Origin of the sequence: Paraburkholderia sp. CI3 (genome assembly GCF_050436505.1) — a bacterium.
Lineage (GTDB): Bacteria > Pseudomonadota > Gammaproteobacteria > Burkholderiales > Burkholderiaceae > Paraburkholderia > Paraburkholderia tuberum.
In genome coordinates, this window is record NZ_JBNDMI010000003.1 from 2,646,767 (window position 1) to 2,660,649 (window position 13,883).

At 62.9% G+C, this 13,883-nt stretch carries 13 protein-coding genes; 9 read left to right on the forward strand and 4 right to left on the reverse strand.

Annotated elements, in window-relative coordinates; translation table 11 throughout:
- The first annotated feature begins 209 nt into the window (after nt 1-209).
- The 4 genes from OKW29_RS20825 to OKW29_RS20840 all read left to right on the forward strand — a co-directional run bounded on the left by OKW29_RS20825 (nt 210) and on the right by OKW29_RS20840 (nt 4,957).
- On the forward strand, nt 210-1,325 hold the full coding sequence (locus OKW29_RS20825) for an OpgC domain-containing protein (RefSeq protein ID WP_429292365.1): 1,116 nt from the start codon (nt 210-212) through the stop codon (nt 1,323-1,325).
- On the forward strand, nt 1,322-3,016 hold the full coding sequence (locus OKW29_RS20830) for a tannase/feruloyl esterase family alpha/beta hydrolase (protein ID WP_429292366.1): 1,695 nt from the start codon (nt 1,322-1,324) through the stop codon (nt 3,014-3,016). Before OKW29_RS20825 ends, OKW29_RS20830 begins: the two co-directional genes overlap by 4 nt.
- A gap of 256 nt (nt 3,017-3,272) precedes the next feature.
- Nucleotides 3,273-4,199 carry an ABC transporter ATP-binding protein gene (locus OKW29_RS20835; protein WP_184037299.1) on the forward strand — a complete coding sequence of 309 codons (927 nt, stop codon included), beginning with the start codon at nt 3,273-3,275 and terminating at the stop codon, nt 4,197-4,199.
- A complete protein-coding gene (locus OKW29_RS20840) occupies nt 4,196-4,957 on the forward strand; it encodes an ABC transporter permease (protein ID WP_184072573.1) in 762 nt (253 codons plus the stop codon). Before OKW29_RS20835 ends, OKW29_RS20840 begins: the two co-directional genes overlap by 4 nt.
- A gap of 82 nt (nt 4,958-5,039) precedes the next feature.
- Here the strand turns inward: OKW29_RS20840 and OKW29_RS20845 are convergent, their stop codons facing one another.
- A complete protein-coding gene (locus OKW29_RS20845) occupies nt 5,040-6,041 on the reverse strand; it encodes a helix-turn-helix transcriptional regulator (protein ID WP_184037295.1) in 1,002 nt (333 codons plus the stop codon).
- 182 nt (nt 6,042-6,223) lie between these two features.
- Between OKW29_RS20845 and OKW29_RS20850 the strand changes: the two genes are divergently transcribed.
- The 3 genes from OKW29_RS20850 (at nt 6,224) to OKW29_RS20860 (ending at nt 9,027) form a co-directional block, all read left to right on the forward strand.
- Nucleotides 6,224-7,135 carry an AraC family transcriptional regulator gene (locus OKW29_RS20850; protein WP_184060483.1) on the forward strand — a complete coding sequence of 304 codons (912 nt, stop codon included), beginning with the start codon at nt 6,224-6,226 and terminating at the stop codon, nt 7,133-7,135.
- A gap of 300 nt (nt 7,136-7,435) precedes the next feature.
- Entirely contained in the window at nt 7,436-7,861 is a 426-nt protein-coding gene (locus OKW29_RS20855) for a DUF3830 family protein (protein WP_429292367.1), read from the forward strand.
- A gap of 131 nt (nt 7,862-7,992) precedes the next feature.
- Entirely contained in the window at nt 7,993-9,027 is a 1,035-nt protein-coding gene (locus OKW29_RS20860; protein ID WP_429292368.1) for an SGNH/GDSL hydrolase family protein, read from the forward strand.
- Between the two features lie 75 nt (nt 9,028-9,102).
- On the opposite strand, the gene OKW29_RS20865 is transcribed toward OKW29_RS20860, so the two are convergent.
- The 3 genes from OKW29_RS20865 to shiA form a co-directional block, all read right to left on the reverse strand.
- Nucleotides 9,103-9,231, reverse strand: coding sequence for an MFS transporter small subunit (locus tag OKW29_RS20865; protein ID WP_090809263.1), 129 nt, complete (start codon nt 9,229-9,231; stop codon nt 9,103-9,105).
- Nucleotides 9,232-9,241: 10 nt separating this feature from the next.
- Nucleotides 9,242-10,645, reverse strand: a complete 1,404-nt coding sequence (locus tag OKW29_RS20870; protein ID WP_429292369.1) for an L-lactate MFS transporter — start codon at nt 10,643-10,645, stop codon at nt 9,242-9,244.
- Nucleotides 10,646-11,059: 414 nt separating this feature from the next.
- The gene (shiA, locus tag OKW29_RS20875; protein ID WP_429292370.1) at nt 11,060-12,379 is read right to left on the reverse strand and encodes a shikimate transporter; all 1,320 of its coding nucleotides are present in this window, start codon (nt 12,377-12,379) and stop codon (nt 11,060-11,062) included.
- 374 nt (nt 12,380-12,753) lie between these two features.
- Between shiA and OKW29_RS20880 the strand changes: the two genes are divergently transcribed.
- Both OKW29_RS20880 and OKW29_RS20885 read left to right on the forward strand, forming a co-directional pair.
- Nucleotides 12,754-12,972: a hypothetical protein gene (locus tag OKW29_RS20880; RefSeq protein WP_184010619.1), complete on the forward strand. Its 219-nt coding sequence runs from the start codon at nt 12,754-12,756 to the stop codon at nt 12,970-12,972.
- Nucleotides 12,950-13,669 carry a GntR family transcriptional regulator gene (locus OKW29_RS20885; RefSeq protein ID WP_013091210.1) on the forward strand — a complete coding sequence of 240 codons (720 nt, stop codon included), beginning with the start codon at nt 12,950-12,952 and terminating at the stop codon, nt 13,667-13,669. The genes OKW29_RS20880 and OKW29_RS20885 overlap by 23 nt, the downstream gene beginning before the upstream one ends.
- Nucleotides 13,670-13,883: the final 214 nt, after the last annotated feature.

The following is a 13,883-nucleotide window of genomic DNA, read 5'->3' on the forward strand; positions in this document are numbered from 1 at the left end:
GACGCGCCGAGTATTACCAGTCGCCAACGACTCCATTTCAGAAAGCCGTTGTGAAAGCGAACATTAGAGGCGGATCGTCAGCGCCTTCGCCTGCGTCATAGGTGATGCATTGAACGATCGGGTCTTTTGTCGTTCGCACAGGTTGGCACGCTGATGCGTGGCCATTGACGTTCTTGCGTGCCGCCAGCGCGCATTCTTCGAGAAGACGAATGGAAACCCCAGGCCGTGGCCGTGGACGATCGGTCGAAGTCGATTTTTTTCGCGGTATCGTGCTGATCGTCATCGTGCTCGATCACATTCCCGGCAGCACGCTATCGCATCTGATGCTGCACGCGTACGCGTTGTGCGATTCGGCCGAGGTGTTCGTGTTTCTCGGCGGCTATGCATCGGCGGCGGCGTATACGGCGGTGCTTGCGCATCGCGGCGAACACGCGGCGCAGCTGCGCTTCCTCAAACGCTGCGGGGAGATCTATCGCGCGTATCTGTTGACGGCGATGCTGACGCTCGTGTCCGGCGCGATTCTCGCGCTGCTCGATCTGAATCGGCCGATGGTAGAAATGACCGGCTGGCCGCCGTTCGCGTTGCAGCCATGGCGTCAGGCATTCGATATCGCGCTGTTGCGCCGGCAACCGTATCTGTCCAGCGTGCTGCCGATGTACGTGCTGTTCGCGCTATGCGTGCCCGTGATGGTGCCGCTCGCGCGCCGCTCTGCATCGCTCGCGCTCGCGGTGAGCGTCGCGGTGTGGGCCGTCGCGCGGCCTCTCGCCGCGTTATTCAGCATTGACGCTGTCGCCGACTGGGCTTTTAATCCGTTTGCGTGGCAACTGATGTTCGTGCTCGGTATGCTGTGCCGCATGCAGCCGATCAGCGAACGTTTTCATGCGAGCTATGCCGGGCAGTGGCTCACGCGCGTCGCGGTGGTCGCGGTGCTTGGCTTCGCGATGGTCAAACTTTTCGTGCTGACGCAGCCTTTGTCCGGCACGCACAAGCAGAATCTTTCAGTGGAACGTGTGATCAATTTCATCGTCATCGCGTGGCTCGCCGCCCAGTTCGTGCGGATGGGCAGTATCGCGTGGCTAGCGAGGCGGCTGCCCGCCGTCGTGACGGTGGGGCGCACCGGACTCGTGTGCTTCGTCACCGGCACGCTGGTGTCGTTGATCATCGACACGGCGACACCGCACACGTTTCACGGCTTTCGCGCGGTGCTGGTCGGGCTCGGCGGCGACTTCGCGGCGATCGGCGCGCTGCTGATGATCGCGCGCGGCTGGAGCGGCTGGAAAAGGCAGCAGTCGGGCGCACAGGCGAATGGCGCGGGTTGCGGATGACACGACGCGAGCGCCGCGGGCGCATCACGACCACGATGCGCACGACGCGCAAGCTCGTTGGACTCGCAACCGTGATGAGCGTCGTCGTGCTCGCGTGGCTCGCGATGCATCGCACGGCCGCGCAGGCCAAAGAGACACCGTTCGCGATGCACTGCGCGGAGTTCGCGGGCGCGGTGCTGTCGCCCGAATTGATCGAGATGCCGACGGCCGGCGCGCTGATCGAAAGCGCGGCGATGATCGGTGCGACCGCGCCGGGCAATCAGCAAGGCGGCGAGTATTGCCGCATCACGGGCCGCATCGAGGCGCTGAATCGGACAACGCCCGACATCCGCTTCGATCTGAATCTGCCGAGTCGCTGGAATGGCCGTGCGTTGCAGATCGGCGGCGGCGGGTACAACGGCGTGGTTGTCAGCGGCACCGGCGTGATGCCGTTCTGGCCGGATCGCGCGCCGCTCGCGCAAGGTTACGCGACGTTCGGTGACGACTCGGGGCATGTCGGCGATTCGTCGCTCGCGGAGTTTGGTCTCGTCGATGAAGCGGTGACGAACTTCGGCTACGCGCATCTGAAGAAAACCCATGACGTCGCGCTCGCGTTGATCGCGCACGCGTACGGCAGGCCGCCGCAGCGCATGTATTTTGCCGGCGGCTCGACGGGGGGCCGCGAAGGCTACACGGTGATGCAGCGCTTCCCCGACGACTACGACGGCGTGATCGCCAATGCGCCCGCGCTGAATTTTTCCGGCGTGCGGCTGATCGGCGTGAAGCTCGGCCAGGCCGAGTACGGTACGCCGGGCGGCTTCGTGCCGCCGGCGCTGCTCGAACGCGTCTATCAACGCACGCTCGAGGTATGCGACCGGCTCGACGGCATGGCGGACGGCATCGTCAGCGACGTCGAAGCATGTCGCGCGCACGAAGCGCAAATTGTCGATTCGCTGCGTTGCGCGCTGCGCCTTTCATCTGACGATGCGTGTCTGACCGACGCACAACTGGCCACCTTGCTGGCGATGCGCGACGGGCTGTCGCTACCGTTTCGGCTCGCGTGGGACGTGAGCGGCTATCGCGGCTACAACGTGTTCCAAGGCACGCAACTGACCGGCGCGCTCGGGCTCGCGCATCAGCCGCGGCGTCAACCGGTGCCGACGTTCTATGCGAACGGTTATCTGTTCGCGCAAGGCGACGGCTATCTGCGCTACTTCGTCGCGCGCGATGCGGACTTCGATTCGTTGACGTTCGATCCGCAACGCCCCGGCAAATATCGCGCGCAACTGATCGCGCTGTCGGCCACGATCGGCGCGATGAACCCCGACCTGTCGCGTTACATCGCGCATGGCGGCAAGCTGATCACGCTGCAGGGTCTCGCCGACGAAGTGATCAGCCCGAACCAGACGATCGCATATCACGACGCGCTAGTCGCGCGTTTCGGCAAGGACGAGGTCGATCGCTTCATGCGGCTGTACATGGTGCCGGGGTTTCAGCATGGCAACGGCGTGTTCATTCCATCGGTCGATCTGCTCGGCGCGCTCGACGCGTGGGTCACGCGCGGCGTCGCGCCCGAAACGCTGATGGCCACAGATCTCGCCGCGGCGACGAATGGACGCTCGCGGCCGCTGTGCCGCTATCCCGGGTTTCCGCGCTATCTCGGCCGAGGCAATGTAAATCTGGCGAGTAGTTTTGTCTGTGCGCAGCCCTGAGGTCTGAGTCGTCGCAGCACCTGTTTGACCGGCGAGCCGCGCAACAAAGCGTGCGGACCGACCCGGGGCCCACGCCCGACGAGCCGACAGCCCGAGCGCCACCGCCTTTTCGCGCACGTAGCGCCGCAACCGCACGATCTGTTCGTCCGCTCGCGTGCGCTGCACGCTTTCGCACTTTCCATTACATTGCGGATGCGGCGCGTTCCTTCGCGCCGTTTCCTGTCATTCAACAGCGGTGTCGGCCATCATCGAGTCCATGCAGCCAATCGTTTCGGTCAAGAATCTGTCGAAAACCTATGCCAGCGGTTTTCAGGCACTGAAGAACATCAATCTGGCGATCCACCGTGGAGAAATCTTCGCGCTGCTCGGGCCGAATGGCGCGGGCAAGACCACGCTGATCAGCATCGTCTGCGGCATCGTCAACGCGAGCGAAGGCGGCGTGACGGTGGACGGCCACGACATCGGCTCCAACTATCGCGCGGCTCGCTCGCTGATCGGCCTCGTGCCGCAGGAGTTGACCACGGACGCGTTCGAAACCGTCTGGGCCACCGTGTCGTTCAGCCGCGGCCTGTTCGGCAAGCCGAAGAACCCCGCTTACATCGAGAAAGTGCTGCGCGACCTGTCGCTCTGGGAGAAGCGCGACAACAAGATCATCACGCTGTCGGGTGGCATGAAGCGGCGCGTGTTGATCGCGAAGGCGCTGTCGCACGAGCCGCGCGTGCTGTTTCTCGACGAGCCGACCGCCGGCGTCGACGTCGAGCTGCGGCGCGACATGTGGAAGCTCGTGCGCTCGCTCGCGGCGAGCGGCGTGACGATCATCCTGACCACGCATTACATCGACGAAGCCGAGGAGATGGCCGACCGCATCGGCGTTATCAACGCGGGCGAAATCATGCTGGTCGAAGAGAAGACCGAGCTGATGCGCAAGCTCGGCACGAAGCAGTTGACGCTGCAACTGGAGAGCCCCCTCGACACGGTGCCGGCTTCGCTCGCCGGCTACGGGCTCGCGGTCGCGAACGGCGGCAACGAACTGACCTACACCTATGAAGGCGAGGGCGGGCGCACCGACATCATCGCGCTGCTGAAATCGCTCGACGACGCCGGTATCCGCTTCAAGGACCTGCACACCACGCAGAGTTCGCTCGAAGACATTTTCGTCAGTCTGCTGCGGGGGAACCCATGAACATCTACGCAATGCGCGCGATCTACAAGTTCGAAATGGCGCGCACGTGGCGCACGCTGATGCAAAGTATCATCGCGCCGGTGATTTCCACGTCGCTGTACTTCGTCGTGTTCGGCTCGGCGATCGGCTCGCGTATCAAGGAAGTGGAGGGCATCAGCTACGGCGCGTTCATCGTGCCGGGTCTGATCATGTTGTCGCTGCTGTCGCAAAGCATCGCGAACGCGTCGTTCGGGATTTACTTCCCGCGTTTCACGGGCACGATCTACGAGCTGCTGTCGGCGCCCGTATCGTATCTGGAGATCGTCGTCAGCTATGTGGGCGCGGCGGCCACCAAGTCGATCCTGCTCGGGCTCATCATTCTCGCGACCGCCGCGCTGTTCGTGCCGTTGCAGATCATGCATCCATTCTGGATGGTGCTGTTTCTCGTGCTGACGGCCGTCACGTTCAGTCTGCTCGGCTTCATCATCGGCATCTGGGCGGACAACTTCGAGAAGCTGCAACTGGTGCCGCTCCTGATCGTCACGCCGCTCACGTTTCTCGGCGGCGCCTTCTATTCGGTGGACATGCTGCCGCCGTTCTGGCGCGCCGTCACGCTGTTCAATCCGATCGTTTATCTGGTCAGCGGATTTCGCTGGAGCTTCTACGAGTTGGGCGACGTCGGCGTCGGCCTGAGTCTCGGCATGACACTGCTGTTCCTCGCGGTGTTCCTCGTGATCGTCGGCTGGATCTTCAGGACCGGCTATCGCTTGAAAAGCTGATAAGACCGCGCGATTAGCAGAGGGCGCGACAGCGAAAAGCCGTCGCGCCCTCTTCATCGATACGCGCAGACGCCGACTACAACTACAACAGATACGCCTGCGCGACATTGATCAACTGTACGCGGTTGCGCACGTTGAACAGCTGTCGCAAGCGCCGCAGATGATAGTCGACGTTATGCGGCGACAGCCCGAGGAAATACGCGATTTCCTTGTCGCGCTGCCCCTGCACGACCGCCTTCAGCACCGCGTGCTGCAGCTTGCTGAGCGCGACGCGCTGCTGCTGCGCGGGCGCGATGCCGATCACGCTTTTCGCGTGCATCCAGATGAACTCATGAATCGAGTGCGCGAACATCAGCGTTTCCGCGACGATCGATTCGGTCATCCAGCGCGGGTTGCCGATCTCCGAATTGAAGCACAGGCTCGCGCTCAGCTCCGGCTCCGGCAGCGGCATCTGCGTGAGAATGCCGCTCTTGCGGCCGGTCGCCTCCAGCATGTCGATCAGCGCGCCGAGCCGCTCGCTGCGCAGCTGCGCGCGCGGCAGATCGGCGCGCAGGTCGGCGGTATTCCACAGAAACGGCATGCCGGTCGGCGACGCGAGCGCGACGCGCGGATCGAGCTCGAAATAGCGCTCGCGGAAATAGCGCGTGAGCCATGCCTGCGACTCGTAGCTCGTCAACACGAACATCGTCTTGTGATGCGAAGACGTGCGCGTGGCGGTATAGCTGAACGAGTCGAAGCCCAATTGCCTGATGCGCTGACGCACGAACTCCATGCGGTCCTGCGCGCTGCCGAACCGTCCAAGCGGACCGATCAGCGGCGCGGCCCGCCGCGCCGCGGGCGACGGCGTGCCGATTTCTTCCTCGGTGAACAGAGTCAGAAAGCCACTGCGACCCGCACCATTCGCGGCGCGGGGAGACATCTTCACTGCTTCAGCCGCGTGGGCTGATTGCGCGGCGTGCCGCGCGCCGGCCGGGTAAGCCGGTTGGGCGGATGCCGCTCTCGGGTGTGCTGCCGACGCGTGCCCGGCTTCGCCTTGCGGCGAGCCGGTCAGCCATTGCGGCAGCGTATCGCATTCATGTTCCATGAAACGGTAGCTCCGGCGTTCTAAACGCGTGAAAGACGACAACCTCAATGATTAGCGATTTCGTGAAATGTCGGTAGCCGGTTCCTTGCTATCATTTTCGTGATCTTGCGCTGACAGTGGACCGGCAATACGGGTACGGCGGCGTTTCTCCTTCCATACGGCACCTCCTTCGAGGGGATGTGATGGCACGAATTCCCAAGCTCACGACGACGCTCGCCTACGACCGCTACATGGCCGGCCAGCGACTCGTGTCGAGCGTGGATCGCGAGTGGCGGCATCTGGTGCTGCGCTCGTATCTCGAGCCGGTGCGGCAAGACCTGCTCGAAGCGCCCGGTTTGCGCGACTTCACGCTGATGACGCTCGCGAGCGGCGCCGAGCATCTCGAACGCAACCTCGGCGGAGCTTGGGAAAGCGCCGATATGCGCGTGAACGACCTGTGGTTCGTGCCGCCCACGCCGATCTCGTGGCGCTGGCATTCGATCAGCGACGAGCCGTTGTCTACGTTGCACGTGCACATCGAGCGCGATTTGATCGACAGCGTCGCGCAACAGATGGGGCTCGACGCGTCGCGTGAACTGTCGCTCGGCGACGCGATGCGCTTCAACGATCCGCTGATCGCCGCGATGCTTGCCGCGCTGCATCGCGCCGCCCGCGATCCGGCCGATTCGCGTCTGTATGTCGATACGCTGGCTCACGCGCTCGCCGCGCACCTGCTGCAGCACTATTCGAGCGGCAACGACGCGCGACGCGGCGGCGCGACGCGGCCCGAACGGCTGGTGCCGCGCCGGATTCGCCGAGTGACCGAGTACATCCGCACCAATCTCGCCGAAGATCTGGCGATCGCTGAACTGGCCGAGCAGGCCGGCCTAAGCAGTTTTCATTTTGCTCGGGTGTTTCGCCGCGAGACCGGGGAGACGCCGCATCAGTTCGTGACGCGCTTGCGGCTCGAGGAAGCGGCGAGGCTGCTGCGCGCCACGGATCGAACCGTGCTGCAAATCGCGCTCGAAGTTGGCTTCGAGAATGCCGGTCATTTCTCCGTGCAGTTCAAGCGTGGCTATGGTGCGACGCCGCTCGCCTACCGGCTGCGCGCTTGAGATGCACGCCGGCCGATGCTTGCCTGCGCACGCCGTAACGGCTCGCCTTTCTACAGTAGGAATCACGCACTTGCGCAGTGTGCTTTGCATTGCGCGGCTTGCAAACTACGAACTTTCGTGGCGGCGCGCGGTGCAAACTGGCATGGCACGTGGCGCAAGGCTTCGCGGTTCGGCCGGCCGCCCGCGATCGGACGTGGTCTAACTGGACTGACCGCGGCGCCGACAACTGTATCTGTCGAAACCTTGCATCGGACGACAGAATCGAACCGCTTTTGAACCCCACATACCGGATAACGTGCCATGACCCGACTCAAGATGACCGCCTGCGGCCACGCCTTCATCGCCGAAACCCATCCCGATGCGCCGCAGACCGTGGCCGCGTTCCTGAAGCTGCTGCCGTACCGGCAGAAGCTGATCCATGTGCGCTGGAGCGGTGAGGGCTGCTGGGTGCCACTCGGCGAATTCAAGCTCGAGAACGACGGCGTCGCGGTCGGATTCGAGAATCACACGAGCCATCCATCGGTCGGCGACATCCTGTTCTATCCGGGCGGCTATAGCGAGACCGAGATCATCCTCGCATATGGCTCATGCTGCTTCGCGAGCAAGATGGGGCAACTCGCGGGCAATCATTTTCTGACGATCGTCGAAGGCAAGGAAAAACTGCGCGAGCTCGGCACGAAGGTGCTGTGGGAAGGCGCGCACGAGGTGGTGTTCGAGAGGCTTTGAGCGGGCCGCATTTCCTCGCTGGGCATACGCGATGCTTGTTTGAAGAGCCGCGTGCGGTCAGGTACCGATCCGGCACCGACCACGCACGTGAGGCACTCGACACCGCTGGCCCGCCCGGCGAGGAGGAGCAAATGCGAGGCATAAATGACAAGATCCGCGCTGTAGTTTTTGCCATGTCGATCGTGGTGCTTTCGGCTTGCGGCGGGGGCGGTGACGGCAGCGGTGGGTCGAGTAGCGGCGGCAGCACGGCGGCCGAGCCGGCTGGTGGTGTCAAGCTGCAGGTCGTGTCGTTCGGCGACAGCCTGTCGGACGTCGGGACTTATGCGCCGCTCGCGAGCGCGGTGGGAGGCGGGCGTTTCACGACCAATCCCGGCCAGGTGTGGGCCCAGGACGTCGCGCAATACTACGGCGATACGCTCAGCGCCGCGTTCACGATCGATTTCACGCATAAGCTGAGTGCGCAGAGCGGCCTCGGTTATGCGGAAGGCGGCTCGACGGTGGCGACGCCGGCGAACCAATACGACTATCTGAGCGACGTCATCGGCAACATCGAAATGCCTGTCAATCAGCAACTGTCGAGCTATCTGAGCGCTCACGGCAGCTTCAACGCCAATCAGCTCGTGCTCGTGTGGGTGGGCGCGAACGATGTGCTCCGCGCCGGCAACCTGCCCGCCGCGGCGCCGATCGTGCAGGCGGCGGCCACGACGCTCGCCCAGCTCGTCGGGCAGATCGTGCAGAACGGCGGCGCGCATGTGGTGGTGATCAATCTGCCGAACATCGGGCTGTCGCCGAAGGGGCTCGCTTCGGCCGATGGTGGCGCGAACCTCACGCAGTTGTCGCAGCTTTTCAACGCTACGTTGAACGCCGCGTTGCAAACCGATGGGCTGCAGTCGAAGGTGATCGAGGTCGATTCGTACACGTGGACGAATCAGCTCATCGGAAGCTTTCAGGCGAACGGTTTTACCGTGTCGAATACGGGGCAGGCCTGCGATCCGAAGAAAACGCCCGATGACACCGCGCTGCTATGTTCGCCGGCGACCTATGTGAGCGCCAATGCGGATCAGACTTACATGTTCGCCGATGATTTGCATCCGACGACGCATATGCATGCGTTGTTTGCGCAGTTCGTCGAGCAGCAGATCGCGCATAGTGGGTTGGGGCGGTGAGGGGGATACTGCGGCGGGGCGCGCTATCGGCACCCCGCCCCTCAACCAGGCCGGGGTGCGCACCCCATCAGGTCATCACTTGAACAACTTCATCGCCTGCGTCAGCGTATTGATCACCCCCCAGGCAAGCGGAATCATCACATACACCCAGAACACCGCGAGCATCACCTTGTTGGTCGGATGTACGGTTTGAACGGTCGACATACGGATCTCCTCACGCGCCCTTGGCGACTTGTGCATCGGTCATGTGGTGCTTCTCATCCACACGCTTGACCAGCAGGTTGCAGATAAAGCCGATCACGAGCAGCACGGCCATGATGTGCACGGTCATCGTGTACGCGTCCGCCTTGGCGACACCGTTCGCGACTTCATATGCGCGGATGTAATTGACGAGCACCGGACCCGCTACACCCGCCGCCGCCCACGCGGTCAGGAGCCGTCCATGAATACCGCCGACGAATGCCGTACCGAACATGTCGGCGAGATAGGCCGGCACCGTCGCGAAGCCGCCGCCGTACATGGACAGGATGATGCAGTACGTCAGCACGAACAGCGCGATCTGTCCGTTCGCGGCAAAGCTGGGCACGAAGTAGTAGAGCACCGCGCCGAGCACGAAGAAGATGGCGTAGGTGTTCTTGCGACCGATCCAGTCCGATGCCGACGACCACACGAAACGTCCACCCATGTTGAACAGCGACAGCAATCCGACGAAGCCGGCCGCAGCGGACGCCGTCACGGTGTTCTTGAAGCTCTCCTGGATCATCACCGAGGCCTGGCCGAGAACGCCGATCCCGGCCGTCACGTTCAGGAACAGCACGAACCAGATCAGATAGAACTGCGGTGTTTTCAACGCCTGATCGATATGCACGTGGTTGCGCGAGATCAGCCGGTGCTGCGTGACTTCGGACGGCGTCCAGCCGGCCGGCTTCCAGTCGGCGGGCGGCACGCGGATCGCGAGGGCGCCGATCGTCATCGAGATGAAGTAGACGATGCCGAGCACGACGAAGGTCTCCGCGACGCCCACGCTCGTTGCGCTATGAAAGTGGTTCATCAGCGCGACCGACAACGGCGCCGCGATCATCGCGCCGCCACCGAAGCCCATGATCGCCATGCCGGTCGCCATGCCGCGGCGGTCCGGGAACCAGCGGATCAGCGTCGACACCGGCGACACATAACCGAGCCCCAGCCCGATCCCGCCGATCACGCCGTAACCGAGATATAGCAGCACGATCTGATGCAGATAGACGCCGAGCGCGGACACCAGGAACCCGCCGCCGAAACAGCATGCTGCCGTGAACATGGTGCGGCGCGGACCGACGTGTTCGAGCCATTTGCCCGCGAATGCGGCCGACAAACCGAGGAACACGATCGCGAGCGAAAAGATCCAGCCGAGCGCGGTCAGCGACCAGTCATCGGGCGCGGACTGCATGATGCCGATCACTTTGGTCAGCGGTCCGTTGAATACCGAGAACGCATAGGCCTGACCGATGCACAGATGCACGGCGAGCGCCGCGGGGGGCACCATCCAGCGCGAAAAGCCGGGCTGTGCGACCGTGGCCTGTTTGGAAAAAAATGGGGCTGAGCCTCGTTGGCCGCCCGGCTCGCTGATGCTACTCATAAGTGGGTCTCCTTACAGTTGTTCTGTTTATCGGCGCTTCGTGCATATACCTTGAGGCGGCGGAGTGTAACTTGCGCACGCCGTCGCGTCATCGCTATATGTACTTTTATTTCATATGACCTGGATCCACGTACCCAAAATCGTGCCTGGCTCGACAATAGGACGTGGTCGATGGCTTCGCAATATGAAGCGCGCGGACATAAGGTGTGAACCTGGTGAAACGCGGGTATTCTTCACGCGATCGTGCAAATCGTGGGACGCTCCGAGCGGGTTGCTCCGTACTTTCGACTAGAGCCACTATGCAAAGTCAGCAATAAACGAGCCGCGCACGACGCGCGGCACAAAAAGAAACGGGCCGGCGCGGCTTCTTCGCCGCGCCGGCCCGTCGTGTATCGACGGCGAGTTCCGCCGGTGTCAATCGATCTTGCGCCCGGTCTTCATGCGTGCTGCAACGAGTACCGAAATCAGACAGCCGATCGCCAGATACGCGGCCACCGGATGCCACGAGCCGCCCGCGAAGCTGACCAGCGCGACCGCGATGAACGGCGTGAATCCGCCGCCGACCACGCTCGCCACCTGATAGCCGACACCCGCGCCGCTATAGCGGTACTCGGTGCCGAACAGCTCGGTGAACATCGGCTGCTGGACGCTGACGACCATGTCGTGCGCGATGTTGGCAAGCATCACCGCGAACACGACGATCCATACTGTCGAACGCGCTTCGAGCGCGAGGAAGAACGGCACCGCGCTGAACACGCCGACCAGCGCGCCGATCATATAGATGCGACGGCGGCCGAAGCGATCCGCGAGCCAGGCGAAGCACGGAATCGTCACGCAACTGAGCGCGCCGACGACGAAGCCGATCGTCAGGAAAAACTCGCGCGGCATGTGCAGATTCGTGGTCGAGTAGCTCAGTGCGAACGCGGTCACGATGTACATCGTGAACAGCTCGGCGAGCCGCAGCGCGATGATCAGCAGGAAGGCTTTCGGATGGCGCAGCAGCGCTTCGACGATCGGCAGGCGCACACGGCGCTCGCCATGCTGGCCGACTTTCTCGACGAACTCCTGAGATTCCTCCATGCTCGAGCGGATCCACAGCGCGATCAGCACCAGTACGACGCTGAACAGAAACGGCAGACGCCAGCCCCAGCCGAGGAACGCGGCGTTGTCCATCGAGCGGCTGATCAGCGCGACGAGTCCCGTCGACAGCACGAGCCCGACGCCGTAGCCGACCTGCACGCCGCTACTGTAGAAGGCCTTCTTTTTCTCGGGCGCGCTTTCGACGGCCATCAACGCCGCGCCGCCCCATTCGCCGCCGACCGCAAAGCCCTGGATTGCGCGCAGCGTGACGAGCAGCACCGGCGCCAACCAGCCGATCGTCGAGAACGCCGGCAGCAGACCGATCGCGGCCGTCGACAGACCCATCATCATCACGGTGAGCACGAGCATGCGCTTGCGTCCGAGCCGGTCGCCGTAATGGCCGAACACGAAGCCGCCGAGCGGCCGGAACAGAAAGCCGACGCCGAAGGTCGCGAACGCGGCAAGCGTGCCCATCGCCGGGGCGACGTTCGGGAAGAACTCAGCGTTGAACACGAGCGCGGCGACGATGCCGTACAACAGGAAGTCGTACCAGTCGACCACGGCGCCGATAAAGCTGCCGAGCGCGGCCTTGCGAGCCTGACTGCGCGCATTGCGGTGAGTGGCCACTGTGGCCTGCGGGTGGGCGGTGCTCATCGAGTCTCCTTCAATGTGATATGTGCTTTAATCGATCGCGCCGCCCGGGCAAGGCTTTCGACGCGATCGATCCGCGCAGGGAATGTCCGGAAGGTTAATGACGCGACCCGGAATTCACAATCCGCGTGAGGGAGAAAATGCGCGATCATCGCTCGCGGCTGCGCGAATAGCGCGCGTTTTGCGTGTTTACACCAAGCGCCACGGAGAACCGTCGCGGGGAACGATGTGGGCGAACCCACGCAGCGCGCGGCGTGCTAACGTGAAAGTAATCTTAAAAACAACAGTCATTGATATACTACATACCGAATATTGAAAAATGCGGCGTTGCAGCATATGATTGAGGGATCAATCTTCTCAATCATCCGGAGTTACACGTGGAATTCGTGCCTCTTGCGCTGTTCGCCATGGCCGTCGTTGGGTTGGGCTGTGCCGCCACCGTTCTGCTGACCGACTGGATTCCCGAATCGGTCGCTGCACCTGCATCGCAACATGGCCGCTTCGTGGGTCTGGGCGAGCAGCGCGGCAAAACGGCGGCGCCGAATCGCGCGCGTGTTCAAGCAGAGGCGATGAATGTCGTCAGAACTTCCAACTGAAACAGTGGCCACCCCGTTGACCCTGTCGTTGCAGCCAATCGGCGCGAGTGCGAGCTTGCGCGATCAGGCCTATGCGATGCTGCGTCAGGCAATCGCCGACGCGGATATCTACCAGAATCGCGAAGAAATCCGTCTCGACGAGCGCGTGCTCAGCGAATCGCTCGGCGTGAGCCGCACGCCGGTGCGCGAAGCGATGACGCTGCTCGAGCAGGAAGGCTTCCTGCGCATGGTGCCGCGGCGTGGCATCTACATCGTGCGCAAGAGCAAACGCGAAATCGTCGAGATGATCCAGATGTGGGCCGCGCTCGAAAGCATGGCCGCGCGGCTCGCCACGCTGCATGCGACCGACGAGGAAATCGGCCGCTTGCGCCATATGTTCGACAATTTCCGCGACACGACGCCGGCCGAGCATATCGCCGAGTATTCGGACGCGAACATCGCGTTTCATCAGGCGATCGTCGAGCTGTCGAAGTCGCAGATCATTCTCGACACGATCAAGAACATCTTCATCCACGTGCGCGCGATCCGGCGCATGACCATCTCGCAGAGCGACCGGGCCGCGCGCTCCATCGTCGATCATCTGCGCATCATCGAGGCGCTCGAAAAGCGCGATACCGAACTCGCCGAGCGGCTCACGCGCCAGCATTCGCTCGATCTCGCGGCGTTCGTCGAAGCCAATTGCGATTTCCTCGATTGATGGCGGCCTAGACGCTGCCTGGCTGCTGATTGCGAAAAGCCCGCGTGTGCAAGCACCGCGGGCTTTTTTGCGTGCGCGCACTTCGAGCGATGCGCAGGTCGCACGGCGGCGAACGGCAAACAAAACGAGGTCGCCGCCGCGCTGCGGGATAACCTTGCTTGACGGTCTTAAAAATATGGTATGTGATATATCAACAATGACCGGTGTGACGCAC

Bases quoted from the DNA above. Each gene is read 5' to 3' on its own strand.
- OKW29_RS20840 (WP_184072573.1), top strand. From the start codon at position 4,196: ATGAACATCTACGCAATGCGCGCGATCTACAAGTTCGAAATGGCGCGC.
- OKW29_RS20855 (WP_429292367.1), top strand. From the start codon at position 7,436: ATGACCCGACTCAAGATGACCGCCTGCGGCCACGCCTTCATCGCCGAA.
- OKW29_RS20830 (WP_429292366.1), top strand. From the start codon at position 1,322: ATGACACGACGCGAGCGCCGCGGGCGCATCACGACCACGATGCGCACG.
- shiA (WP_429292370.1), bottom strand. From the start codon at position 12,379: ATGAGCACCGCCCACCCGCAGGCCACAGTGGCCACTCACCGCAATGCG.
- OKW29_RS20835 (WP_184037299.1), top strand. From the start codon at position 3,273: ATGCAGCCAATCGTTTCGGTCAAGAATCTGTCGAAAACCTATGCCAGC.
- OKW29_RS20850 (WP_184060483.1), top strand. From the start codon at position 6,224: ATGGCACGAATTCCCAAGCTCACGACGACGCTCGCCTACGACCGCTAC.
- OKW29_RS20865 (WP_090809263.1), bottom strand. From the start codon at position 9,231: ATGTCGACCGTTCAAACCGTACATCCGACCAACAAGGTGATGCTCGCG.
- OKW29_RS20860 (WP_429292368.1), top strand. From the start codon at position 7,993: ATGCGAGGCATAAATGACAAGATCCGCGCTGTAGTTTTTGCCATGTCG.
- OKW29_RS20845 (WP_184037295.1), bottom strand. From the start codon at position 6,041: ATGGAACATGAATGCGATACGCTGCCGCAATGGCTGACCGGCTCGCCG.
- OKW29_RS20825 (WP_429292365.1), top strand. From the start codon at position 210: ATGGAAACCCCAGGCCGTGGCCGTGGACGATCGGTCGAAGTCGATTTT.
- OKW29_RS20870 (WP_429292369.1), bottom strand. From the start codon at position 10,645: ATGAGTAGCATCAGCGAGCCGGGCGGCCAACGAGGCTCAGCCCCATTT.
- OKW29_RS20885 (WP_013091210.1), top strand. From the start codon at position 12,950: ATGTCGTCAGAACTTCCAACTGAAACAGTGGCCACCCCGTTGACCCTG.